At 61.3% G+C, this 23,710-nt stretch carries 16 protein-coding genes and 9 pseudogenes; 11 read left to right on the top strand and 14 right to left on the bottom strand.

What is annotated here, in order from left to right; translation table 11 throughout:
• Positions 1-333 precede the first annotated feature (333 nt).
• A pseudogene (locus tag PZN02_RS30715) lies at positions 334-582 on the bottom strand (IS110 family transposase); the annotation flags it as partial.
• On the opposite strand from PZN02_RS30715, the pseudogene PZN02_RS30710 reads away from it, so the two are divergent.
• A pseudogene (locus PZN02_RS30710) lies at positions 571-1,041 on the top strand (transposase); the annotation flags it as partial. The pseudogenes PZN02_RS30715 and PZN02_RS30710 sit on opposite strands and share 12 nt — an antisense overlap.
• A gap of 129 nt (positions 1,042-1,170) precedes the next feature.
• Positions 1,171-1,479: pseudogene (locus PZN02_RS30705) on the top strand (transposase); the annotation flags it as partial.
• 83 nt (positions 1,480-1,562) lie between these two features.
• Here PZN02_RS30705 and PZN02_RS30700 read toward each other — a convergent pair.
• The gene (locus tag PZN02_RS30700) at positions 1,563-2,459 is read right to left on the bottom strand and encodes a LysR family transcriptional regulator (protein ID WP_280663339.1); all 897 of its coding nucleotides are present in this window, start codon (positions 2,457-2,459) and stop codon (positions 1,563-1,565) included.
• 126 nt (positions 2,460-2,585) lie between these two features.
• Between PZN02_RS30700 and poxB the strand changes: the two genes are divergently transcribed.
• From poxB to PZN02_RS30680, 4 genes are all read left to right on the top strand, one after another.
• Positions 2,586-4,322, top strand: coding sequence for a ubiquinone-dependent pyruvate dehydrogenase (poxB, locus tag PZN02_RS30695; RefSeq protein ID WP_280663338.1), 1,737 nt, complete (start codon positions 2,586-2,588; stop codon positions 4,320-4,322).
• Between the two features lie 260 nt (positions 4,323-4,582).
• Complete coding sequence (locus PZN02_RS30690) at positions 4,583-4,816, top strand: hypothetical protein (protein ID WP_280663337.1); 234 nt, start codon at positions 4,583-4,585, stop codon at positions 4,814-4,816.
• 5 nt (positions 4,817-4,821) lie between these two features.
• On the top strand, positions 4,822-6,111 hold the full coding sequence (locus PZN02_RS30685; protein ID WP_280663760.1) for a threonine/serine exporter family protein: 1,290 nt from the start codon (positions 4,822-4,824) through the stop codon (positions 6,109-6,111).
• A gap of 310 nt (positions 6,112-6,421) precedes the next feature.
• Positions 6,422-6,517, top strand: coding sequence for a malic enzyme-like NAD(P)-binding protein (locus tag PZN02_RS30680; RefSeq protein WP_280663759.1), 96 nt, complete (start codon positions 6,422-6,424; stop codon positions 6,515-6,517).
• Between the two features lie 185 nt (positions 6,518-6,702).
• Here the strand turns inward: PZN02_RS30680 and cobT are convergent.
• The 8 genes and pseudogenes from cobT to PZN02_RS32355 form a co-directional block, all read right to left on the bottom strand.
• Positions 6,703-7,741: pseudogene (cobT, locus tag PZN02_RS30675) on the bottom strand (nicotinate-nucleotide--dimethylbenzimidazole phosphoribosyltransferase).
• A gap of 118 nt (positions 7,742-7,859) precedes the next feature.
• Positions 7,860-9,225 (bottom strand): annotated as a pseudogene (locus PZN02_RS30670) (cyclopropane fatty acid synthase).
• Between the two features lie 127 nt (positions 9,226-9,352).
• Positions 9,353-9,904, bottom strand: a complete 552-nt coding sequence (locus PZN02_RS30665; protein WP_280663758.1) for an NAD(P)/FAD-dependent oxidoreductase — start codon at positions 9,902-9,904, stop codon at positions 9,353-9,355.
• A complete protein-coding gene (locus tag PZN02_RS30660; RefSeq protein ID WP_280663757.1) occupies positions 9,891-10,700 on the bottom strand; it encodes an NAD(P)/FAD-dependent oxidoreductase in 810 nt (269 codons plus the stop codon). The genes PZN02_RS30665 and PZN02_RS30660 overlap by 14 nt, the downstream gene beginning before the upstream one ends.
• Before the next feature lie 148 nt (positions 10,701-10,848).
• The gene (locus PZN02_RS30655) at positions 10,849-12,474 is read right to left on the bottom strand and encodes an NAD-dependent malic enzyme (RefSeq protein ID WP_280663756.1); all 1,626 of its coding nucleotides are present in this window, start codon (positions 12,472-12,474) and stop codon (positions 10,849-10,851) included.
• Between the two features lie 171 nt (positions 12,475-12,645).
• On the bottom strand, positions 12,646-14,094 hold the full coding sequence (locus PZN02_RS30650) for a class II fumarate hydratase (protein WP_280663755.1): 1,449 nt from the start codon (positions 14,092-14,094) through the stop codon (positions 12,646-12,648).
• Positions 14,095-14,875: 781 nt separating this feature from the next.
• Positions 14,876-15,019: a hypothetical protein gene (locus PZN02_RS32360; protein WP_425336392.1), complete on the bottom strand. Its 144-nt coding sequence runs from the start codon at positions 15,017-15,019 to the stop codon at positions 14,876-14,878.
• Positions 14,974-15,123: a hypothetical protein gene (locus PZN02_RS32355; protein WP_425336387.1), complete on the bottom strand. Its 150-nt coding sequence runs from the start codon at positions 15,121-15,123 to the stop codon at positions 14,974-14,976. Before PZN02_RS32355 ends, PZN02_RS32360 begins: the two co-directional genes overlap by 46 nt.
• Here PZN02_RS32355 and PZN02_RS32350 point away from each other — a divergent pair.
• The 3 genes and pseudogenes from PZN02_RS32350 (at position 15,059) to PZN02_RS30640 (ending at position 17,012) form a co-directional block, all read left to right on the top strand.
• Positions 15,059-15,355 (top strand): HlyD family secretion protein, encoded by a 297-nt coding sequence (locus PZN02_RS32350; protein WP_425336386.1) that lies wholly within the window; start codon positions 15,059-15,061, stop codon positions 15,353-15,355. The genes PZN02_RS32355 and PZN02_RS32350 overlap by 65 nt on opposite strands.
• Positions 15,336-15,485 carry a hypothetical protein gene (locus PZN02_RS32345; protein WP_425336385.1) on the top strand — a complete coding sequence of 50 codons (150 nt, stop codon included), beginning with the start codon at positions 15,336-15,338 and terminating at the stop codon, positions 15,483-15,485. The genes PZN02_RS32350 and PZN02_RS32345 overlap by 20 nt, the downstream gene beginning before the upstream one ends.
• A pseudogene (locus PZN02_RS30640) lies at positions 15,478-17,012 on the top strand (DHA2 family efflux MFS transporter permease subunit). Before PZN02_RS32345 ends, PZN02_RS30640 begins: the two are co-directional and overlap by 8 nt.
• A gap of 37 nt (positions 17,013-17,049) precedes the next feature.
• Here PZN02_RS30640 and PZN02_RS30635 read toward each other — a convergent pair.
• From PZN02_RS30635 to PZN02_RS30625, 3 genes and pseudogenes are all read right to left on the bottom strand, one after another.
• Positions 17,050-17,261: pseudogene (locus PZN02_RS30635) on the bottom strand (hypothetical protein); the annotation flags it as partial.
• A gap of 443 nt (positions 17,262-17,704) precedes the next feature.
• A pseudogene (locus tag PZN02_RS30630) lies at positions 17,705-18,893 on the bottom strand (IS91 family transposase).
• Positions 18,894-18,906: 13 nt separating this feature from the next.
• Positions 18,907-19,764 (bottom strand): tyrosine-type recombinase/integrase, encoded by an 858-nt coding sequence (locus PZN02_RS30625; protein WP_280663754.1) that lies wholly within the window; start codon positions 19,762-19,764, stop codon positions 18,907-18,909.
• Positions 19,765-20,021: 257 nt separating this feature from the next.
• Here PZN02_RS30625 and PZN02_RS30620 point away from each other — a divergent pair, with 257 nt between their 5' ends.
• Together PZN02_RS30620 and PZN02_RS30615 are read left to right on the top strand one after the other, a co-directional pair.
• Positions 20,022-20,495: a site-specific integrase gene (locus PZN02_RS30620; protein ID WP_280663753.1), complete on the top strand. Its 474-nt coding sequence runs from the start codon at positions 20,022-20,024 to the stop codon at positions 20,493-20,495.
• A gap of 494 nt (positions 20,496-20,989) precedes the next feature.
• Positions 20,990-21,681: pseudogene (locus tag PZN02_RS30615) on the top strand (IS630 family transposase); the annotation flags it as partial.
• 1,291 nt (positions 21,682-22,972) lie between these two features.
• Here PZN02_RS30615 and PZN02_RS30610 read toward each other — a convergent pair.
• A complete protein-coding gene (locus PZN02_RS30610; protein WP_280663778.1) occupies positions 22,973-23,602 on the bottom strand; it encodes a TetR/AcrR family transcriptional regulator in 630 nt (209 codons plus the stop codon).
• Between the last annotated feature and the right edge of the window lie 108 nt (positions 23,603-23,710).

Below are 23,710 nucleotides of genomic sequence, written 5' to 3'. Positions count from 1 at the left end.
AGGAAATGGGCCAGTCATCGCAGAAACACCGTCGATTATCTCGACCGCCTGATTCTCATGTGTGGAGCGGCCGTTTGTTGCAAGAGAGAAAATCTGTGATGCCGCTCTGGTCGGGTGCAAGCCATGTGTCCGGCCTTCGCAAGGCGGCGCATATGGCCGCAGGCCCTGATGAAGTCCGCGGATCGGGTTCCAAGCAAATTAGCGCGCTCGATGCGCCTTGAGAATCTCGGATTTATCCAATCCCCGGTTCGACCGGTTTGCCATCACATCTCATCAGCCCTCGCTACCTGCCGTCCAGCGTTCCTATTCGAGTTTGCTAAACGGAAGTTTCGATTATGCAGCACCAACGTGAGCGGTATAGGCTTGGTTGCGCGCCAGCAATGCCCAGGCAATACGCGCTGTCTTGTTGGCCAGGGCCACCGAGACCAACCGGGCCGGCTTGCGGGTGAGCAGCTTGGCCGCCCAATTTTTGCTGGCACTGTCCTGCCGTGCTCGACGGATCACCGCCGTGGCGCCGATAACAAGCAGGCGCCGAATATAGCTATCGCCCTGTTTGCTGATGCCGATAAGTTCTCGCGTGCCGACTTCAATTGGGATGGCGAGGGAGATCGCTACATCTGCCCGGCGGGCAAGGAGCTGGTTCAGTTCCGCCGCAACTACGCGACACCCCGATCCGGCATTACCAGTGCGGGCACCCGGCTCCATCGGGCCAGCAAGAAAGACTGCGACGGTTGCGACCTCAAACAGCGCTGCTGCCCGAATGCAGTTGCTCGCAAAGTCCCTCGTGATCTCAATGAGGATGCCCGTGACGTCGCCAGAGCCATTGCCGGCACGCCCGATTAAGAGCGTTCACGGCATCGTCGCAAGAAGGTCGAGATGCTCTTCGCTCACCTCAAGCGCATCCTGCGGATGGCCAGGTTGAGACTGCGCGGTCCATGTGGTGCACGCGACGAATTCCTGCTCGCCGCCACAGCCCAAAACCTCAGGAGGCTGGCAAAGCTGAGATCTCCACGCCTGCCAACCGCCGCCATGGCTACCTAATGGCCTGCGGCTTGGAGCCTCCGGCCGTATCCGGGGCAGAGCCTTCTTCCCACCCACCCTGAAAACCTCGCGCAGAGCGTCGCGGATGCTCAAACTCCGAGTTTTTCAACGATATCCGCCGTGATTGTTGCAAATATCGAGAGGAGCGTTCCGGCATTGTCCGAGGCGAGAGCTTTGCTCGACCGGTTCCAGACGATGACCCGTACGAGAAATGTGTCTGAGTTGGCCCCGTGGATCGGCGATGCCAGATCGAGTTTGGTCGCCTCATTCGGGAACGGCGTTGTCAAAGACATCGATGCCGTTCGCAACGCCATCGAATTGTCATGGTCAAGCGGCCAGGTCGAGGGTCAGATCAACAAGTTGAAGCTTGTGAAAAGGCAAATGTACGGACGGGCGAAAATTGATCTCCTCGAAGCCCGCCTTATCGGACTGTCGTGATCAAACGTCACCGAAAATACGTCTGACCCAAAGTTCGACGCCGATTAACAGCCAAACCGGCTCCAGCGCCGACGGTCAAGACATCAGCTTCCATCCCCGGCCTGTTGCCGAGCCAGCATGAGGAAGTTTCGGGCTGTTGCCGAGCGATTGTCCTTCCGGATCGCAAGGCTGATCGGCGCCCGCGGCGCCTCGCCCTCGATGGGAAGGTAGACGATGCCGTCGGCCCGAATCTGCTCAAGAGATTGTGGCACAACCGACACGCCGAAGCCCGCCGCGACGAGATGGACGATAGAGGAGATCTGCGGCGCCTCCTGTCCGAGCGTCGGGCTAAAGCCGGCACGCTGGCAACTCGCGATAATGTTGTCATAGAGACCGGGGCCGATGGTGCGGGGAAATAGGATGAATATCTCTTGTGCGAGCGTGACGAGCGATTGGGCGCCACTGCCAGCCTGGCGATGATCGGCGGGCAGCACTATTCGCATCGGCTCTTCGATAAGCGGCAGCAGCGTTATTCCTTCGCCATCGCTCAGGGGCGGCCGGACGAAGGCGATGTCAAGAGAGCCATTCCGCAATGCTTCGATGAGGTTCGGTGTGTTACTCTGCTCCGGCGTCAGCAGCACCTCCGGATAGAGTTTCCGATAAGCTTGGATAAGACCGGGAATGAGAGGTTGGAAATAGGTTGCGCCCGCAAAACCGACGCGTACGCGACCCGTTTCGCCGCGCGCCCGGCTTTGGACGTTCGCCTTCATCCGTTCGACTTGTTCCAGGATGCCGCGCGCTTCATCGAGCAATAGCGCCCCGGCCTCCGTGAGCTCCGCTCCGCGCGTCAGACGGCGAAAGAGCGGGATCCCCAGCTCCCGCTCGAGCTGGCGGATTTGCAGGCTCAGCGGCGGCTGCTTGATGCCCAGCCGGTCGGCCGCTCGGGTGAAATGCCGTTCCTCAGCGACGGCGACGAAATAGCGAAGGTGCCTCAGATCCATTTTCGCCTCATACCGGAAAAGTATCAAAGTTGACCAATCCATATATTGGACCAACGATCATCCAACGTCTAGATTCCTCTCATGGAAGAACAGCCACCCCGTCGTCACGGAAAAGGAGCAAACATCATGCGGACCGTTGCAGAACAATTCGCCGAGACCCTCGCGACATCAGGCGTGAAGCGGATTTACGGAATCGTCGGCGATAGCCTGAACGGCTTGACGGATGCCATCCGCCGGCAGGGCAAGATCGATTGGATCCACGTCCGGCATGAAGAAGTCGCCGCCTTCGCGGCGGGCGCCGAGGCTCACCTCACGGGCACTCTCGCCGTCTGCGCCGGAAGCTGCGGACCCGGAAACCTGCATCTCATCAATGGCCTTTTCGATTGCCATCGTTCGCGTGTGCCGGTGCTGGCGATCGCCGCACATATTCCCTCCGCGGAAATTGGATCGGGTTACTTCCAGGAGACGCATCCGGAAAACCTTTTCCGCGAATGCAGCCACTATTGCGAACTGGTCTCCAGCCCGCGCCAGATGCCCCGCACGCTCGAAACAGCAATTCGCGAGGCGGCGACCAAGCGCGGGGTGTCGGTCGTGGTGATCCCCGGCGACGTTGCCCTGCAGGCAGCGGAACCGGCTCCCCAACCGAAACCGGCGGCGCTGCTGCCGCCTCCGCCGGTCGTCACGCCTGCGCGCAGCACGATCGAAGACCTAGCCTCGTTGCTGAACTCCGTCCAGCGGGTGACGATCCTGTGCGGCTCCGGCTGCGAAGGGGCGCACGAGCCGCTGATTGCGCTCGGCGAACGTCTCAAGGCCCCCATGGTGCACAGCATGCGCGGCAAGGAACACGTCGAGTGGGACAACCCTTATGACGTCGGAATGACCGGGCTGATCGGCTTTTCGTCGGGCTACTACGCCATGCTGGATTGCGACGTCCTGCTGATGCTCGGCACGGATTTTCCATACCGTCAGTTCTATCCCAAGGATGCGGGCGTACGCATCGCGCAGATCGATATCCGGGGGGAACAGATCGGGAGGCGCTGCGCCGTGGACCTGGCCGTTGTTGGCGACGTCGGCGCAACGCTTAATGAACTGCTCCCGCTGCTAGATGAGAAGGATGACGGCGGCCGTCTTGCAAAGGCTCAGCGACACTATGCGCAGGCACGGGCAGAGCTTGACCGCCTGGCGGCGGAGGGCAAGCCGGGCAGGGGCCTTATCCACCCGCAGCAGATCACCAAGGCGATCAGCGACCAGGCGGCAAGTGACGCCGTCTTCACCTGCGATGTCGGCCTGCCCACGGTATGGGGCGCGCGCTATCTGGCGATGAATGGCCGGCGGCGGCTGCTCGGATCGTTCTGGCATGGCTCGATGGCCAACGCGATGGCGCAGGCAATCGGCGCCCAGGCGAGCCATCCCGGCCGGCAGATCGTTTCGCTGTCAGGCGATGGCGGTTTCACCATGCTGATGGGCGACCTTATTAGCCTCAAGCAGCTCGACTTGCCGGTGAAGGTGGTCGTCTTCAACAACGGTGCGCTCGGCTTCATCGAGTTGGAGCAAAAGTCCACAGGCTTCCTCGATTTCGGCACCGAACTGAAGAACCCGGATTTCGCGGCAATGGCCGAGGCAATCGGCATCCGCGGCATCCGGCTCGAGGATCCGGCCGAGGTAAACGACGGCATTGCCGCCGCCTTCGCCCATGACGGCCCCGTTCTCATCGACGCCGTCGTCAACCGGACAGAGCTCGCAATGCCGCCCTCCATCACGACGGAAATGGCCAAAGGCTTTTCGCTCTACATGGTGAAGGCGATCATGAATGGGCGCGCCGACGAGGTCATCGATCTCGCCCGCACCAATCTTTGGCGCTGAATGCAGCAGAAGCTGAACGATAAGGCATGACGTCATGGAACAAAAAATCGTACGCGCGCTCGCTTTTATCGCCCGCTGTTCCGCAGCCGCGACAGCCGCTTACGAACTGGCGTCGTTTCTGGGGCTGACCGAGTCGGTACGGGCGGCAATGTCGGCGGTGATCGTTTCCCAGGAGCGATTGCACGAAACGCATTCGTCTCTCAGGGGGGCGCATCTTCGGCACGCTGCTCGCGCGTGACTTCCCGGCACTTCGGGTCGCCATGTGGACCTGTCCGATTATCCTGCTTGCGGTCCAGCCGTCCGTCCCGATCGTCGTCGTCGCACTGCACCGTGGCAGCGAGGTCATACTCGGCGCCCTCGTGGGCTGGGTATTCCACTGGGTGGCCGAAACACTTGTCGATGCGGTCGTTGGCGACGAGCCCGGCCATCAGGAAGCCCGCCGCGCCTATGGCTGGCCCAAGAGACGCATTGGAACGCGCCGGATCGAAGGATGATCGTCATGACCGCTATAGTCGAAGCAGCATCACAACCCACCCTCCTGACGCGAGCCGCGGCGCTGGACACCGTCGCGTTGGCCGCCAAGCTTCTCTTCAAGAACGGGCAGACCAGCGAACGTGTTGTCCTCGCCGTCGAGCGGCTTGGCCACGCTCTCGGCCTGCCACTGACACTGCACCTCTACTGGGGTGAGCTCGTGCTCCAGGTCGAGGGCACGCCCTTTTCCGAAATGGTAGCGGCGATGCCGCTCGGCGTCGACATGGGCAAGGTCCTGGCCGTCATGACGGTCGTGGATGGGGTCTGCGACGGGACGCTGTCTGCCGAAGCTGCACATTCCGCGCTCGAAGCGGCTGGACGACGACCGCCCGCATCGACGTTGCGCTTCGCGCTGTTCGCGGCCGTTGGCGCCGCTTCGCTTGGCGTGATCTTCGGGGCGCTGAGCGCGGCGAGCTTGCTACTGATCGCGGCGAGCGCTGGCATCGGTGCGCTTGCCCGTCGAGAGCTTGCTGGCCTCGGTGACAACCCTCTTATCCAGCCGTTTTGCGCGGCAGTCATCGCCGGCGTCGGAGGCGCTGCTGCTGTGCAATTCCAGCTATCGGAGACGCAGGTGCTGGTCGCCTTTTGTCCCTGCATGGTGCTGGTGCCTGGCCCACATATCCTCAACGGTGCGATCGACCTCGCCCGCGTTCGCATCGCGCTTGGAATCGCACGCCTCGCTTATGCAGCGCTGATCGTCCTGATGATCAGCGCCGGCCTGCTGGCTGGGCTCGCAGCCTGCGACGCAACCCTTCCGGCTGCCGGGCCATCCGTGGCCGTACCGCTCGCCGCCGACGTGATCGCCGCCGGCGTGGCCGTCGCTGGCTTCGGGACCTTCTTGTCAATGCCGTGGCGCCTGCTGCCGTTCCCGATTGCGGTCGGCATGCTGGCGCACGCGGCGCGCTGGGCGCTGATTTCCCTCGCGGGCGCGCACGTCGCGAGCGGAACACTCGTCGCCTGCATACTGGTCGGCATCATCGTCACGCCCGTCGCCGATCGTCTGCACCTGCCCTTTGCCGCGCTCGCCTTCTCAGCGGTCGTCTCGATGATGCCGGGCTTCTTCCTGTTCAGCGCCGCAAGTTCCCTCGTCGAGTTGGTCTCGATCGGGCCGCACGCGCCGGTGGATCTGCTGATAGGGATCGTCACCAACGGGGCCACAGCCTTCCTGATCATTCTGGCAATGACCTTCGGCCTAATCCTGCCGCGCATGCTGTTCGCGCGCTTCCGGTCACTGGCGAGAGGCTCGTCCCACCCCTGACCCAATTCCCCTCCCAACTGACCCAAGGAGATTGCATGCCCACCCCTTCTGATACCGACGGCAAGTTGCTGCGCAATCCGCGAGTGAACAGGGGCTCCGCCTTCAGCAGTACCGAGCGCCGGAGAAGGCCCGCTGCCGCCGGCCTCGCACTCCCTTGAACTGCAATTTGCTCGCCTGCATCAAGAACTCGATGAAGTGGGCAGCGACCTCCAGCGCCACCTGTTGCTAACCGATCTGCAGGTGCAGGAACGAGACGGCCGATCATCGGCTTCAGCACGGTCCCGAAATCGTTCAACCACCCTGTGAAGCAATGACAGAGATTAACGAACGGCCGATCATCTTCCCGTACTCGGATCCAACGTCACGGTCGGAACGCACGGCGGAGGAAGCCTTGGAAATGGTCTGATTGCCCCGCGATCTTCGCAAGCGGCGGCCCGCCATTCCCCAGATCAGCAGAGGGTAGCGCGCCGAATCCGTGAGGTTCATGATCGCCTGCGAGATCAGTCAAGAGATCTGAACCCGGCGGCGGTAGCCCGAGCGCGTCAAGAAGTCTCGAGATATAGGGGCTTACCGTGGCTTAGTGCCCAGAGGCTATGTCACCTGCCGCCAATATCTCCTAGAGCGCTCAGTCTTGTTGGTGACGGCCGCCTGCGAGAACGTCGCCATTCCGGAATGGCAGGCCGCAGCCGCCTTCACGATGCCGGCCGCAAGTGCCGCACCCGTGCCTTCGCCAAGCCGCATGCCGAGCGCCAGAAGCGGCGTCTTGCCAAGCTTCTCGATCGCCTTGAGATGCCCCGGCTCGCCGGAGACATGGCCGATCAGGCAGTGGTCGAGCGCCGAAGGATTGGCCGCCTGCAGGATCGCGCCTGCGGCCGTCGCCACATAGCCGATCAAGACCGGGATCTTCTCGACGCGCGCGGCAAGGATGGCGCCCGCCATCGCGGCAATCTCGCGGCCGCCGAGACGGCGCATGATTGTCCAGATGATCGCGGTGCAGCTCCACGGCGCGCTCGACCGCAGCCACCTTGCGTTCCAGCATCTCGCCCTCGGAACCGGTTCCCGGCCCCACCCAGTCGCGCGCCGAGCCGCCGTAGAGCGCATAGTTGATCGCCGCCGCGATCGTCGTGTTGCCGATCCCCATCTCGCCGATGCACAGCAGGTCCGTACTACCGCCGGCAATCGCCTCCATGCCGAAGGCCATGGTCGCCGCGCAGTCGCGCTCGGAAAGGGCGGCCTCTTCTGTGATGTCGCCCGTCGGATAGTCGAGCGCCAGGTCGAAGACCTTCAAGCCGAGATCGTAGGCGACACAGATCTGGTTGATCGCCGCGCCGCCGGCGGCAAAGTTCTCGACCATCTGCTGGGTGACTGCTGGCGGAAAAGGCGTAACTCCCTGTTTCGCCACACCGTGATTGCCCGCGAAGATCGCGACCAACGGCCGATTGACAGCGGGCACCCTGCCCGTCCAGGCGGCCAGCCAGAAGGCGATTTCCTCGATGCGCCCGAGCGCGCCCGGCGGCTTCGTCAGCTGCGCGTCACGCTCGCGTGCGGCCACCAGCGCCCGGGCATCCGGCCCCGGCAGATCGCGCAGCAGCGCACGGAAATCGTCGAACGGCAGGCCTGAAACGCTCATGAATGCAGATTCCTTGTAATCCTGGGATAGTGCGGGCATTGCCCCTCACGAGCCGTGTCGGTGGCCGGTCGAGGCCGGTCCGCCGGGAGGGGCATCGGGCCGCAGGACGCCTTCGTAGTCACAGTCGCCCCCGCGGGACCGGACACAATACCGAGGAGCTGGCACTGCCCAATTTCTCGGTATGACTTCCGGGAACAAGCGAAATAGGCGAGATGCTTTCCCGCGGCTGGAGAGGGACGCGGGAATCTTTCAAAAGACCGATTTCAGTCTCAGCCTGTCTCAACTCCTGTTCCGCTTCCGCGAGATAATCGCGTGTGAGGGGTACGGCAGTTTGGTCCAGCGAAAGCTGTAACTGAAAGACCATCAGGCCCTGATACGAAACGCCGTTTCGGAAGCGGCGAGATAGAACTCCCACATGCGCGCGAACCGCTCGTCATAGATTTCTGACCGCGTCCTCACGGCGCTGCAGGAAACGCTGTCGCCAAGCCTTCAAAGTTTCTGCGTAGTGCAAGCGCAGTATTTCCACATCGCACACCACAAATCCCTGGCGCTCAAGCGCAGGGAAGACTTCCGACAGCGAGGGAATGTATCCGCCGGGGAAAATGTACTTCTGGATCCATGGATTGGTATGCGAAGGACCGTCGAACTGGCCGATCGAATGAAGGACAAAAGACCCCACCTGGCTTCAACAGGCGCCGCGCCTTGGCAAAAAACGCATCGAAATGACCAACGCCGACATGCTCGAACATGCCGACGGAAACGATGCGATCAAAGCTTTCATCGACTTCCCTGTAGTCCCTGAGCAAGAATTTTACATTATCGGCGCTGTTCGTCTCGGCTGCCCGCGCATTCGAGACGGCATGCTGCTCCTCGGAAAGCGTGACACCGGTCACATCGCTGCCAATGACTGAATTGAAGTAGAGACCAAGGCCGCCCCATCCTGAGCCGATATCCAGCACACGATGGTCGGGGGATAGCTGGAGCTTAGCGGCGATGTGGCGCTTCTTGGCGAGCTGCGCTTCCTCCAGGCTGGCAGCCGGATGTTCGAAATAGGCGCACGAATACTGGCTGTCTTCGTCGAGAAACAGGCGATACAGATCACCATTCAGGTTGTAGTGATGGGACACATTCTGGCGGGACTTTCTCAAAGTGTTGAGTTGATGGACGCGTCTCAAGGCGAAATTCAGTTTCCGCAGTGCGCCCGGCCAACCACCGAGATCGGAAACCCGCGTGTTTTTGAACAAGAGTTCCAGAAGTTCGTAAATAGACCCTTGGGTAACTTCCAGTTCGCCGTTCATGAATGTCTCACCAACGGCCAACTCCGGATTCAGGAATAGGGAGCGTTCGGCAGCACGCGTTTTGATATGAATGAACACGATGCTCTCGGCGCTGCCGTAGGTCCGCCTTCTACCGGATGCATAGACCACGTGCAGTTCGCCAATTCTGATGATCCGGCGCAGGACGGAATGCAGCAAGAGTTCCATTGTTGGCTCCAATGATTAAGGCTGAGACTGTTGAATGAGATGCAGCCTGCCTAACGTGGCTCCACGTTGAGTTGTGGTTACCTGTTGAAATGCCGAGCCTCGTCTCGAGAGGCAGCAGCAGGCAGTGCTAGTCCACTGTCCTCGGCGGCTCGGAAATCAGGCGCGAACTGCGTTGACCGGTGAAGTAGGACCAGAGCGATTGGAATTCGACCCGCAGTCGATTCTGCAGCTGGGGAAGCGAGGCCACGTGAATGAATGCCCATATCAGCCACGTCAGGAATCCACTCATGCGAAAAGGACCGGCCTCGAGGATCGCAAAATTCCTGCCCACGACGGCCATATTGCCCTTGTTGGAATATCGGAACGGACGCTTCGGCTCTCGCCCTTCAAGCCGGGCGCAGATCAACCGCCCCACGTAACGTCCTTGCTGGATCGCTGCCTGGGCGACGCCAGGCTCCGGCCGTCCGTTCTGCACGACGGATGCCGTATCTCCCACGAAGAAGACATCCGGCACACCCGGGACATCCAGACACGGACCAACGATGACGCGACCGGCTCGATCGGTGTCTGCGCCGAACATTTTCACGATCGGCGATGCAGCTACCCCGGCGGTCCATAGGACGGTCGCGCTCGGGATCCGTTTGCCGCCGGCGACCACGCCTTGCTCATCCTTGCTCATCGACCTTTTCGACCTTGACTCCCGTCATAACCTTGACGCCGAGCTTTTCGAGCCGTGCGGTTGTCTTCCTCGACAAGGTCTCGGCGAAGGTCGGAAGCACCCGGTTGCCGCCTTCAAGTAGAATGATGGTGCTGTCCGCCGGATCAATACGGCGGAAATTATTACGCAGCGTAACGGCAGCCATGCGCGCCATCGATGCCGCCAACTCCACTCCGGTAGGACCGGCGCCGACCAAGACGAAGGTCATCTGGCGTGCGCGCTCGCTTGCATCATCGGTCGTCTCGGCGAGTTCAAAGGCGCTAAGGATTTTTGTTCGGATCGCCTCTGCATCATTCAGGCTCTTGAGAGCTGGCGCATACCGAGCAAACTCGTCATGGCCGAAATAGCTCGGGGGCATCCCGGTAGCGACACTTAGATGGTCGAACGGGACCTTGCGAGCGCCGAGGCCAGGGCAGCTGGCATCGATCGTTCGCGAACTCAGGTCAACTCCGGTCACTTCCGCGAGCATCACGGTCAGATTTCTCTGCTTGACGGCGAGCGGCCGGATCGGCGCGGCGATTTCCCAGGGTGCAAGCACCGCGGTGGCCGCTTGATAGAGCAGCGGCTGAAAGATGTGGTGATTGCGCCGGTCGATCAGCACGACCTCGGCATCGGCGCGCTCTGAAGCGCGCGCCGCGGCGATCCCCGCGAAACCACCTCCAATAATCACGATACGCTTCTGCGCTCTCGTTTGCTCCGTTTGAATCGCGTCTGCGCCAGCAAGTTTGTTCGTGGGATCTGCCAATATGGCGTTCATGGGTCACCTTTTCGCAAATGCTGTGACGGAGGCGGCCAACGATCGCACGCCCGTGGATTTAAATTGCAGACGCAACCAGGCAAAGCGTCGGCTCGACAGCCGATGCCCGCCCGCGTCCCATGACCTCGACGGTCATCACAATCCCGCCTCAGACCGAATAACTGGGGGTGTAGAGGCGCGCCTGAATGAGTGCCGCAATGTCCTTGGGACGTTCGACCCCCGCCAGGCTCTTATCAAAGATGCACTCCGCGATGCGGGTCGCGACATGGAGCGAGGTGGCGAGGATCTTTCTCTGCGGCGGATAAATCAGGCCGGTAGCAAGGTTTTCCTCCGTCACCTGTTCGGCGACGGCTTTGGCGGCGACGATGAACATGTCGTCGGTTATCCGCTCGGCCTCGGTCGCAAACACAGCCATGCCCATGGGTGGGAAGATGTAGACGTTGTTGCCCTGGCCCGGCACGAAGGTCTTGCCATTCACCTCGAGCGGGGAAAACGGGCTGCCACTGGCGAAGATCGCCCGGCCCTGCGACCATTGATAGGCCTCCTCGGCTGTGCATTCGGACCGCGAGGTCGGGTTGGAATACGGGAAGATGATCGGCCGGTCGTTGATTTCCGCCATGGCTTCGATCACCTGCTGATTGAACAGTTTCGGGATGGTGCTGACGCCGATGATCGCCGTCGGCCGGAGCGTCTTCACCGCCTCCACGAAGCTTGTGATTTGCGCACGCTTGAGGGCAAAGGGCTTCTGGAATTCCTGAAGATCGGTGCGCGAAGCCACCAGCAGACCGTTGACGTCGAACAGCGCAGTGCGGGCGCGGGCCTCGGCCATGCTCGTGCCCTCGAGCGTCATCGCCCGGCTGATCAGTCCGGCAATGCCGGTCGCCGCCGACCCGCCGCCGAGAAACAGGAAACGCTGGTCGGCAAGCGGCTGCCCGGAGATGCGCAATGCGCCGTAGATGCCGGCCAATGCAACCGCCGCCGTGCCCTGGATGTCGTCGTTGAAGGTGCAGATCTTGTCGCGGTGATTGGCGAGGATCGGCACGGCGTTGAAGTTCGCGAAGTCTTCCCACTGGATGCAGCACTTCGGGTAGAGCGCCTGAACGGCCTCGACGAACTCATCGATGAAGGCCGTGTATGCCTCGCCGCGCACGCGCTCCTGGCGCAGGCCGAGATAAAGCGGGTCTTCGAGGAGTTGGTGATTGTTGGTCCCGACGTCGAGGGTCACCGGCAGGCAATACTGCGGCGGCACGCCAGCGCAGGCGGTGTAGAGGGCAAGCTTGCCAACCGGAATGCCCATGCCGCCAAGCCCGAGGTCGCCCAAGCCAAGGATGCGCTCGCCGTCGGTGACGACGATGAACCGCACGTCCTTTTGCGGCCAGTTGGCAAGCAGTTCGCGCAGCCGCCCGCGTGCGCTAATTGGCAGGTACATGCCGTGCGGATTGCGGTAGATCTGGTCGAATTTCTGGCAGGCTTCGCCGACCGTCGGCGTGTACACGATCGGCATGAAGCGGGCCGGATCCGACATCAGCAGGGCATAGAACAGCGTTTGGTTGCGCACCTGCAGGTCGGACAGCAGCAGGTAGCGTTGCAGGTCGCTGTCGAGCTCAGCGAGTTCGTTGTTTAGACGCGCCACCTGCAACTCGAGAGAAAGCGGCACCGGTGGCAGCAGGCCCTCGAGGGCAAATTCGCGGCGTTCGGAGACGGTGAATGCAGTGCCCTTGTTCAGCCGAGAGTCACGCAACAGCGCATGGCCGGTCGGGATGTGAGTGGACATGTGGCTTTCCTTCCTATTGATGTTCAATCTGATTGGTGGTGGATGGCTGCGGCAGTTCGAGGGTGCCAACCAGCGGGAGCAGGTCCGTCGGCGGGGGTTCGCCGTTCGCGACCAAAGCGACAGGGGAACTCGCCAGCCTGGGACGGTAGTGCGGGATCTGGTCGCCCACGGTCAGGTGGAGGCGACGTAGGGTTTCACCATCTTGGCCGGATCGACGACGTGATCGAAGGTCTGCTCGTCGACGAAGCCGAGCTCAAGCGCGGGCTGTTTCAGTGTCAGATCGTGGTCGGCAGCATGATGAGCGATTTTCGAAGCCTTATCATAGCCGATCACCGGCGTGAGCGCCGTGACCAGCATCAACGAACGCTCCACATATTCCGCGATCTTCTTCCGGTTGGGTTGCGTGCCCTCGACCAGGAAGACGCGGAAGTTTGTGCATCCGTCTGCGAGAATGGTGATCGACTGCGCGATGTTGGCAATCATCAGAGGCTTGTAGACATTCATTTCAAGATAACCGCCGGCTCCGCCGAAGCCGAAGCCGACGTCGTTCGCCATGACCCGCACAGCGATCATCGCCAGCGCCTCGACCTGCGTCGGATTGACTTTTCCGGGCATGATCGACGAGCCCGGCTCGTTTTCCGGGATCAGCAGTTCCGCAAAACCGGCGCGCGGGCCGCACGACAACAGCCGGATATCGTTGCCGATCTTATAGAGTGAGACAGCAAGGGTGCGCAGTGTGCCGGAGAGATGAACCAGCGCGTCATGGGCGCCCTGGACCGTGAACTTGTTCGGCGCACTGACAAAAGGCAGATCGGTGCGCCTGGCAATTTCGGCCACAACGGCTTCCGCAAATCCCGGGGCGGCATTGATTCCAGTACCGACAGCGGTGCCACCGAGGGCCAGCCGATAGACGCCCTTGAGGGCGTTCTCGATCCGCTCGAGATCGTCGGACAGCATGCCTGCATAGCCCGACCATTCCTGGCCGAGCGTCAGCGGTGTCGCGTCCTGCATGTGAGTCCGGCCGATCTTGACGATGTCGGCCCATTCTTCGGCCTTGCCAGCGATGGCGTCCCGAAGCGCGGTCACGGCCGGGAGCAAACGGATCGCGACTCCCGCGGCGGCGGCAATGTTCATCGCCGACGGGAAGCTGTCGTTGGATGATTGAGACATGTTGGCGTGGTCGTTCGGATGGACCGGTGTCTTGCTGGCGAGCGGGGTGTTCATAAGCTGGCAACAGCGGTTGGAGATGACTTCGTTGACGTTCATGTTGAACTGGGGGCCGCTGCCAGTCATCCAGACGTGCAGCGGGAACATATCATGGAGCTTTCCCTCCAGGATTTCCTCGCAAACACGCGTGATCAGTTCATAGGCGTGGACCTCGAGGCGACCGCCTTCGTAGTTCGCGGTGGCAGCGGCCAGCTTCAAGATCGAATAGGACGTGATCATTTCCCGCGGGATCAGGTCGTGGCCTATGCTGAAGTGCTTGAGCGAACGCTGAGTCTGGGCGCCCCAGAGCTTGTCGGCGGGAACGTTGACCGAGCCCAGGCCGTCGGCCTCGCTGCGAAAGCTTGCGCCGCCGGTTAGGTTTTCCACGTGCTGCTTGTTGCTGATGCTGTTCATGGAAGTCTCACTTCTTTGGATGACTTAAGAAAAGAGTCTATGACTCACCTCGGCTCAGTATGCGGCTTGTAAGGCCGGTTCTCGGGCCAGTTTCCGATGTCACCTGGCCCACACTTCGAAAATTGGGCTGTCTCAGCCGCGGCTACCAAACCGCTCTAGGAAGGCGTTCAGCGTGCTTGCGTGGCGGCCGCAAACCGTGGCCACGTGCTCACGTGGGGGAACAGGTTGGCTTGAGAGATGCGGAAGAGTTCTCGGCTCATGAGGCTGCCTCCTTTTCTTTGGCAAAGACTCTGACCAGTCCGCGACGTTGGGCTCGTGTGCATTCAAAATAGTCGCCCACCCGATGAGCGTCCAATATATGGATCGAGTGAGTGCGATACAGGAAAGATATGAGGCCCGGCGAATTGCGAAGCGATACGGCCAGGCTGTTCGGACGCGACAAACCTCGCGTGGCGGGCGGCTACATCCTTCAGCGGCGAGGAGGACCAAACGCAATGTAGGTCCCGATTCCCAACAGACAGATCGGCCGGTCAGGTTCTTTTCAGCCTGAAGTCTGACAGCTTCCGGATCGCGCTCGACGGCGCAAAGGCGCAGCTCGGCGCCAGCGCAACCAGATCGAAAACCTGAAGGGCAGCTATCAGCAGTCGCTCGCGGAAATCACCCAGGCGCGGCCGATATCCCGTATTTCCAGGCGCAGTTCGATCGTCAGCAGAGCCTTGTCAACAGGTCCGCCGCGACACGCTCCGCCTATGACCAAGCCAAGCATGACCTCGACGCCGCGCTACAGAAGGTTGCCGTCGCCAAGGCGCAGGCTGCGACCACGCTCGCTCAGCTCGGCGGCGACGCCAACCAGCCGGTCGACCAGAACCCGCTCTACCTTCAGGCCAAATCGAATGTCGATAACGCGTAGCGCGAACTCGACCACAGCGTCGTCAGGGCGCCGTTCGACGGCGTCGTGACCAATGTGAACGCGCTGCAGGTCGGCTCGTACCTGCAGGCCTCGCAGCAGGCTTTCTCGCTGGTCGCCACCAACGATCTCTGGATCGCAGCAAGCCCGAAGGAAACCGAGCTCACCTATGTGAAGCCCGGCCAGGAGGCGACCATCTCTGTCGATACCTATCCGGGCGTCACCTGGAAGGGCAAGGTAGAGAGCATCAGCCCGGCATCGGGCTCCAGCTTCTCGCTGCTGCCGGCTCAGAACACCACCGGCAACTGGGGTGAAGGTCGTCCAGCGCATCCCGATGCGCGTCAGCATCGATGACGCCCAAGGCAAGCCGCCGCTTCGCGTCGGCATGAGCGCGGTCGTCGAGATCGATACGGTTCATGCCCGTGGACTGCCCGACTTCATCAACAACCTGTTGGGCCGGCCCGTCGGTAATGACTATGAGTGATGTCCCAGCATCTCCCGCCGCGCCCGTTGCCAATCGCGGCGCAATCACGGCCTGCGTCATTCTTGCCGTCATCATGCAGGCGCTGGACACCACCATCGCCAACGTGGCGCTGCCCTATATGCAGGGCAGCGTTGCAGCGAGCGCCGACCAGATCAATTGGGTGCTGACCTCCTATATCGTCGCGGCTGCCATCATGACGCCGCCCTCGGGCTTCCTTGCCGCGCGGTTCGGCCGAAAGCGCGTTCTTTTGGTTGCCATCGCCGGATTCGTCATAGCTTCCATTCTTTGCGGCTTGTCGCAGTCGCTCGTTCAAATCGTCGCCTTCCGACTCCTGCAGGGACTGTTCGGCGCCTCACTGGTGCCGCTGTCGCAGGGCATTCTTCTTGATATCTACACGCCTGAGGAACGCGGTTCGGCTATGGCTCTGTACGGCATCTCCGTGATGGTCGTTCTCGGCCCGGTCATCGGCGGATGGCTGACGGACAATCTGAGTTGGCGTTGGGTTTTCTACATCAACATTCCGATCGGAGCCCCGGCGTTTGGCGGCATGGTCATGTTCGTGACTGACACGAAGATCGACGCCTTGGCGAAACTCGACTGGTTTGGTTTCGCGATGCTGAGCTTGACGATCGCCGCCCTGCAATTGTTCCTCGACCGCGGCGAGCAATTGAACTGGTTCGCCTCGGGCGAAATCCTCATTGAATCGGTGGTCTGCGCGGCGGCGTTCTACCTGCTTATGGTTCATACACTGACGGCCAAGAAGTCCTTTATAAATCCTAGCCTTTTCTCGATCTCAACTTCGCCGTGAGCTTCGTGTTCATCTTCGCCGTCGGGATCACCTATCTCGCTTCGCTGGCCCTCATGACTCCCTATCTCCAGACGCTGATGGGATTATCCCGTAATGACCGCTGGCATTGTCATGGGCCCGCGCGGAGTAGGCACCATGGTCTGCATGTTTGTCGTCGGCAGGCTTATCGGAAAGGTCGACACCCGCTGGCTGCTTCTTCTGGGCCTGGGCCTCACCGCGTTCGCAATGGACGAGATGGCAGGTTGGACGCCAAACGTATCCCAGTGGACGATCGTCTGGGTGGGATTCATCCAGGGCGTTGGTCTCGGTTCCTGTTTGTTCCTTTGACCACGGTCGCCTTCTCGACGCTGCCTGCTGAACTCCGGGGGGATGGCACGGGACTGTACAACCTGTCCCGCAATATCGGCTCCTGTGTCGGGATCTCCATAGTCTCGGCGTTGCTGGTCGAGAATGGCCAGATCAACCATGAAACGATTGCCGCCTATGTCACACCGTTCAACCATGCTTTCCACGCGACCGCTGCGGCTGGGCTCAGTCCCCTTACTGCGGCTGGTCGTGCGTCGCTGAACGAGGTGATTACGTTGCAGTCGACCATCATTGCCTACCTGGACGACTTCAAACTTCTGATGCTGATGTCACTGGCGGCAATGCCGCTCGTGTTGTTGCTCCGAAAGCCGAAAATCGCGCCGGTACTCGATCATAGCGCCGTCATGGAATAGCGAGCGAGCAGGTGGAGATCAGTGTTCCGGCGTGATGCTACCGCCGGAATTGAAGACGAGTGAGGGATCGGCGCGTCTGATCCGATCCGTCGGCAGCCTCGGAATAGATAGACCCTGGCCATCACATGCACCTATGACAAATTCTGCGCTTTCCCCTGCCCTGACCCTGATCAGTTCCGCCAACCACCATGCTTGCCCGACGCCTGGGGCGGGAAGCGGCTCTGACGGCAGGGCGGATACCCGCGGACGGCATTCGATGCCGATCGTCAGCTCGGACCTTCCAGCGTGGCAACTTGCCGCCAGGCGAACGTCGGCTCATGAGTCATCCGAGGTTTCTCAGCATTTGACTGCTTTCCTGAAGGTTTTTCGATGCGGGCCGCAGCGCGACATTTGCCGCTGGCGTTGGGCGGCCCGCGTTGACAAACCTTGGAAGGAGGAAGCCGCGGAGGCTGGGTGGGACCTATGGGGAAAGCGCGGGGCCACGGGCGTGTGTTGTGGACTTCGGCGCTGCCGACAGGAGCAAAAGCGCCGACCCGAGGGTGTGGGATGCGTTGATCGGAAGCAGGTTTGACGGTCTCGTCCCTGTCGAGTTTGACGGTTTTGCGGTGCTCAGTGTTATTGAGCGCAAAGGGGTCCATCCCGGAATGCAGGGTGTTTTCGGGTCGGCTTTTGCCAATGTGACGGGCGTATTGTCATGCGGCCTGCTTTCTCGGTGGCGCCCGGGCTCTGGGTTTCTGGCCGCGTCGGAAGATCTCGATGATGCGCATCGGGCCACCGCAGTCGGGGCATGGCTCTCTCAGAGTGAGCGGGATCGCCTCAGCGCTTGGCGGACCATCTTGTTTGGCCGTTTCCGCTCCAAGCAGAGCGCGGATCTTTGCGACCTTGGTCTTGCGGCCCCCACTGGCGAGCAGGCCGTAATGGCGGATGCGGTGGAAACCGTCGGGCAGCACATGGAGCAGGAAGCGGCGAATGAACTCGTCGGTGGCCAGCCGCATGACCTTTTGTCGGTCGCCGGTTTTGATCCGGTAGTCCTTCCAGCAGAAGGCGACCGTCTCGGCATCGGCGCTGATCAGGCGGCTGTTGGAGATCGCCACCCGGTGGGTGTAGCGGCTGAGGTAAGCCAAGACCGCTTCGGGGCCGCCGAACGGCGGCTTGGCATAGACGACCCATTCTGATTTGCGGACGGGGGCCAGCCAGGCGGCGAACACGTCAGCCTCTGCGAGAGCTGCCAGATCAGCGTAGAACCTCAGATCGCCGGCGCAATGGAGTGCCAGCAGCCCTGCGATAAACAATCGTCGGAACAGACGCGACAGAACCCGCACCGGCAGGAAGAACCCGGGGCGGCATGAGATCCAGCGCGTGCCATCCGGCGACAGCCCACCGCCGGGCACGCTGATGTGCACATGCGGGTGATGGGTCAGTGCTGATCCCCAGGTGTGCAGCACGCTGGTCAGGCCGATCCGTGCGCCGAGGCGCTTGGGATCGGCGGCGATCGTCGCCAGCGTGTCGGCCGATGCGCGAAAGAGCAGGTCATAGACGACCTTCTTGTTCCAGTAGGCGACCTGCGCGATCGCCGCGGGGACGGTGAAGACAACGTGGAAATACTCGACCGGCAGCAGGTCTTCGGCACCGGCGGCCATCCAGTCCCGCGCCGCGGGTCCCTGGCACTTCGGGCAGTGCCGGTTTTTGCAGGAATTATAGTGTGGTTATGCCGCACTTGGTGCAAGCCGCCACATGGCCGCCGAGCGCCTCGGTTCGGCAGGCTTCGATCGCCGCCATGACCTTGAGCTGGGTCAGGCTGACATGCCCGGCATTGGCTCGCCGCCACGCAGGACCATAGGCTCGGAAGATGTCAGCGACCTCCAGCTTCTGCCGGGACACCCCGGCGCGCGCTTCATTCCAGCCGACGCCTTAGATCCTCCAACTGCTTCAGGCGCTCGAACGGGCTGATGGTGTCGCGGATCAACTTGGTGGCGACGTGGGTGTAGCGGGCGGTGCTGCTCAGCTTGGCATGGCCGAGCAGAACCTGGATCACCCGCACGTCGGTGTTCGCCTCCAGCAGATGCGTGGCGAAGCTGTGGCGCAAGGTATGCAGCGTTGCGGGCTTGGCGATGCCCGCCATGTGCTTGGCCGAGGTGAAGGCCCGGTTGAGCTGGCGCGGCGAGATCGGGTTGTTCTTCGGCTTGCCGGGAAACAACCATCCCCGCGGACGCGCCTCCCGCCAGTAATCGCGCAGCAGATCCAGCAAGCCCGGCGATAGCATGGCCTTGCGATCCTTGCCGCCCTTGCCTTCTTCGACGTGGATCAGCATGCCCTCGCTGTCGATGTCAGTGACCTTCAGGTGGCACACCTCCGAAGCCCGCAGCCCGGCGCCACAGCTGAGCCCGGGCCCGGGAGCGGCGGCGAGCAGGTCGGCGACCTCCTCGACGCTCAAGACGACCGGCAGCTTCTGCGGCTTGCGTTGGAACTGCATGTACCGCTTCATCTCCTCGCGCCCGCAGGTGATCCCGAAAAAGAACCTGAGCGCGATGATCCGGACATTGAATGTCGAGGGCGTCACTCCGGCATTGGTCATGTGTAGCTGGTAGGCCCGCAACTCCTCCGGCGTTGCCGTGTCGGGTGAGCGCCCCAGAAAGGCCGCGAAATCCTTGATCGCCCGGATGTGCCCTTTCTGCGACTTGTCGCCCATCCCGCGGATGCGCATGTCCTCGATCATCCGCTCACGCAGCCGGGTGGTCTTCTCCTCTGTCATGGGACCCTCCTGTCCATCAGATTGAGAAGCCTCAATCGTCAGGCCAGGAACCCGAGACACAAAGAACCGCCGTCGAACAGGAAACGCACCGCGAGCCACAAGCGCCATTGCCGCGCGAGCGGCTTAGTCCTTCCACCGAAAGGCGACCAGAACATATGGGCGTCACAGCGCGACAGTCCTGACCAAACGGTACTTTCAACTCGCTTACCGTTCGCCTTGAACACTATCTCACGCTCCGGCGCAGTCTTGGCGCCGATTTGTCTTTCTCCGAACGCGTGCTGCGCCGCTTCAACGGTACCTGGGGCTGCCCGAATCGGGCATGGTGCGTGGCTTTGCAAGTTGGCTCCAAAGGCGTCGGTCCGCGCACCGAAGTTCCAGCCGCGGGCTTGATCTGCGGCAAGAAGTGTCGATCGCGGCCCTACATCTACACTCCTGATCAGATCGCCGCGATCGTGGCTGAAGCCGCGCGGCTTCCCTCCTCCTACGGATTGCGGGTGACCTCTTCGACGCTGTTTGCGTTGATCGCGGTCACGGGGTTACGCGTCAGCGAGGCGATCGGGCTCGACGAGGGACGTCGAGTCGATGCGGCGGTGCTCACCGTCCGCGGCGGAAAGAACGCCAAGTCACGCTTTTGTCCTGATAGCGAGATGCGCCGCCGGCCGGCTACGCACTTACAGCTTCGAGTGGGACCGCATCCTTGGCACCGGCTCCGCAGCATTCTTCCGCTTTGAAGCGGTGAACGGCCGTCCGATTGCGGCGTCCACTACAACTTCGCCCAGGTCTCGCAGCGTATTGGCGTTCGCGAGCCACAGGACTTTACCCGCCACGGGCGCGCGGTCCGCGCATTTACGATCTTCGGCACACCTTTGCTGTCCACTCGCTCATGGACTGGTACCGAAAGGATCTCGATCCCGACAGCGAGATGATCAAGCTCAGCACCCTTTGGGAGGAGCACACCTACTGGTACATTGAGGCAGTTGGTACATTGAGGCAGTGGGGGAGCTCCTACAACTGCCTGCCGACCGGGCAGGACAGTTCATTTTGGAGCGGGGTGGTGCACAATGAAGACCTAACCGCTCCTCATCTACGTGCAGCGCTTCCTCGCGGAACACCTTGCGACCAGCTTCACGCCAACCCGGACACGATCGCAAGCTACCATGACACATTCCGTCTGCTCCTCAAGTATGCCGCCAGCCAGCTCGGGCGGGAGCCGACGAACCTCCAGGTTTTGCGTCTGGAAGAGGAGCGATCCGTCTCTATCGGCCTCAGCACCCTCGACGTCTGGCTGCGCAAGCGCGGCTTCACATTCAAAAAAAGACCGCACATGCATTGTAGCAGGAGCGGTCAGACCTCCTGAAGCGGCGTCAGGACTGGTTCGATGCACAGCTTGATCTCGATCCAGCCCGCCTCGTCTTCATAGACGAGACGGGTCTTTCCACGAAGATGTCCCGGCTTCGCGGTCGCGCGCCGCGCGGAGAGCGTTGCCGATCGGGCGTTCCGCACGGTCATTGGAAAACTACGACGTTCACCGGGGCGCTCAGGCTCTCCGGCATGACCGCGCCGATGGTCCTTGGCGGGGCGATGAATGGAGTGGCTTTCCGGGCCTATGTCGAGCAGGTTCTCGTGCCGACCCTCACGCCCGGCGACATCGTCGTCATGGACAACCTGCCGGCCCACAAGGCAGATGGCATCCGACAGGCCATAGAAACCGCCGGCTGCACGCTGCTCTATCTCCCGCCCTACAGCCCCGACTTCAACCCGATCGAAAACGCCTTCTCAAAGCTCAAGGCGCTTCTGCGGGCAAGGGCCGAACGCTCCGTCGACGCCCTGTGGAACACCGTTGGCGACATCGTCAAACTCTTCGAGTCGCAAGAGTGTGCGAACTACTTCGCAGCAGCAGGATATGACCCGGTTTAAAGTGGACGTGCTCTAGCCGCACCGTGCGACCTTGCCTTGCGCTATGATGGATCCAGAAGCTTGCAAACCGCAATCTTTATGCCGATGCGCCCCTTGACGACAAACGTTAGGCACAAGGATAGTCATTACCGATTGCCGTTCAGCCTCAAAGAAAAGAAATGGTACTGCGACCTGAATGAGACTGCGCCTGTCAGGCTTAACATTCTGGATCTCGCCACACTGAGATCCGACGGCCAGGTCAAGGTGGAAGGAGCGCAGGAGAAGCCCCACGCGCTGATGGACGGTCAATCTTCGATCTAGGAACAGCGCACGCGCCTTTGGCAACAATTGGCGGCTCTGGATCGGGAGGCGAAAACCGACCTGTCCACGATCCATCAGGAAGGCCTGCGGCTTGTATTCGCGGCACCTGACGGGTTCAACGTAATCAAATCTGGAACGTTCGTGCACAATCGTAATGAGCAGTCGGTGGACTGGTCTTTGAAGCGGGTCGGACGAATCCGCATGCCCTATGCCTCGGCCCTCCTCAACAGCTCGAGATCGACTACATTGATGATTCCGACCATACGGCAGTAGGGGCATCAGCCGAGGCGGAAGAACCTGCGAAGCAGAATTCGGTCGTGCCGGCATAGTAAGTCATCGCAATGGACAATGATGTTGATGTGCTGAGGACCCCCCTTCCATCACGAGCCATCGCGGTGGGTTCAGCGAATATGTGAAGGCCGAGAGACAACCGGTTTCGACGCGCTTCGGTTGGAATAAGACCTCCTCGAAACCAATGCTGCCGAGGGCTCCGGTTTTGGCCGCCCCGGCGACATCGCTAGCCACATTTGCGGTCACTCACCCCGAATTTCGGACACAGAGCTCCGCTTCGGTAATGCTCGGCAGCGCGAACAACGATTGAAGTTGTGAGCTATGGCCACGGTGCCTGTATCAGGGCCTTTGCAAAGAACACGTCAGCGGATCAAACCTGGCTGTCGCAGGATCAAATCCCGCCCTCGCAACCGACCTGCCAGAGAAAATGGCGTCATTACAGTTGGTTAGGCGCATTGGATCTGACGTACAAGGCGGCGCCCAGTAAAACCAACCACTTACAGGCGTAGGAATCGGAAGTGTTTACTCCGCAACGAATGCGACAGAGTAGAAGAGTGTAGAGAGGCCGGCACCAGAGCATCCGCGCGAAGGAAAACGAACGAATGGTGCCTTCGATCTCGCTGACTTTGCGTCTGGGGGACGCGAGATACTGGCCGTTCAAACGCATGTGGATCCCGCTCGTGGCGCCTGATGATCGCGGTCAGGAATGTTTCAAAAGCCCATTGAGTGCAAGGTCGACATGGGCCTCGATGAAGCCGGTCCCATCGATCGGCTTTCGATCGGCAAACATAAGGCGCATCACGGCGATGTGCAGGACTGAACTGGTGACCACTTCGGGTACGCTTGCCGCCGCGCCGTCGCGGAATTCGCCGGACGACACGCCCTGATCGACGAGGGCACCAACGGCGCCGAGTAAGGGTGCGATGAATTCGTCGTAGTGTCGGTCGACGATGTGAGGAAAACGCGCTCCCTCGGCCAGGGTCAGTCGCAGCAGCTCTCTGGTCTTTCTGTCGTCGGCGATCTTCTCGTGGGCCAGCAGCAGCAAGACCCTCAGGCGCTCGGAATAGGAGCCTTGCAGAGTTTCGACGGAAGCCAGGATTTCCGTAAACGGCGTCGACATGTGGCGGATCATCGCCTCGAAGAGCGCGTCCTTGGTCGGGAAATAGAGATACACCGTGCCCTTGGTAATGCCGAGGCGCGCGGCCACGTCCTCGACGCGCGTCGCCGCATATCCGTTCGCGGTGAATTCTTCGAACGCCGATTCGAGAATCTCGCGAGGGCGCCTTGCCTTCTGTTCTGCTCTCGTCGGTTTTTTCGCGGTTTTTCCCATCATCGTGCTGCCTTTACCAGAGGCGCGAAGGTGCGCCAAGTTCCTGCACAGCCAATTGACTGACGCGTTAGTCAGTGATAATACCCCGGCACTTTCCTCATTGCAAAT

The organism is Sinorhizobium garamanticum (genome assembly GCF_029892065.1).
GTDB lineage: Bacteria > Pseudomonadota > Alphaproteobacteria > Rhizobiales > Rhizobiaceae > Sinorhizobium > Sinorhizobium garamanticum.
Note: the sequence above shows the minus strand (reverse complement) of the source record. Positions and strands in the feature narration are given on the sequence as shown.

Bases quoted from the DNA above. Each gene is read 5' to 3' on its own strand.
- PZN02_RS30700 (WP_280663339.1), bottom strand. From the start codon at position 2,459: ATGGATCTGAGGCACCTTCGCTATTTCGTCGCCGTCGCTGAGGAACGG.
- poxB (WP_280663338.1), top strand. From the start codon at position 2,586: ATGCGGACCGTTGCAGAACAATTCGCCGAGACCCTCGCGACATCAGGC.
- PZN02_RS30690 (WP_280663337.1), top strand. From the start codon at position 4,583: ATGTGGACCTGTCCGATTATCCTGCTTGCGGTCCAGCCGTCCGTCCCG.
- PZN02_RS30685 (WP_280663760.1), top strand. From the start codon at position 4,822: ATGACCGCTATAGTCGAAGCAGCATCACAACCCACCCTCCTGACGCGA.
- PZN02_RS30680 (WP_280663759.1), top strand. From the start codon at position 6,422: ATGACAGAGATTAACGAACGGCCGATCATCTTCCCGTACTCGGATCCA.
- PZN02_RS30665 (WP_280663758.1), bottom strand. From the start codon at position 9,904: ATGAGCAAGGATGAGCAAGGCGTGGTCGCCGGCGGCAAACGGATCCCG.
- PZN02_RS30660 (WP_280663757.1), bottom strand. From the start codon at position 10,700: ATGAACGCCATATTGGCAGATCCCACGAACAAACTTGCTGGCGCAGAC.
- PZN02_RS30655 (WP_280663756.1), bottom strand. From the start codon at position 12,474: ATGTCCACTCACATCCCGACCGGCCATGCGCTGTTGCGTGACTCTCGG.
- PZN02_RS30650 (WP_280663755.1), bottom strand. From the start codon at position 14,094: ATGAACAGCATCAGCAACAAGCAGCACGTGGAAAACCTAACCGGCGGC.
- PZN02_RS32345 (WP_425336385.1), top strand. From the start codon at position 15,336: ATGCGCGTCAGCATCGATGACGCCCAAGGCAAGCCGCCGCTTCGCGTC.
- PZN02_RS30625 (WP_280663754.1), bottom strand. From the start codon at position 19,764: ATGACAGAGGAGAAGACCACCCGGCTGCGTGAGCGGATGATCGAGGAC.
- PZN02_RS30610 (WP_280663778.1), bottom strand. From the start codon at position 23,602: ATGGGAAAAACCGCGAAAAAACCGACGAGAGCAGAACAGAAGGCAAGG.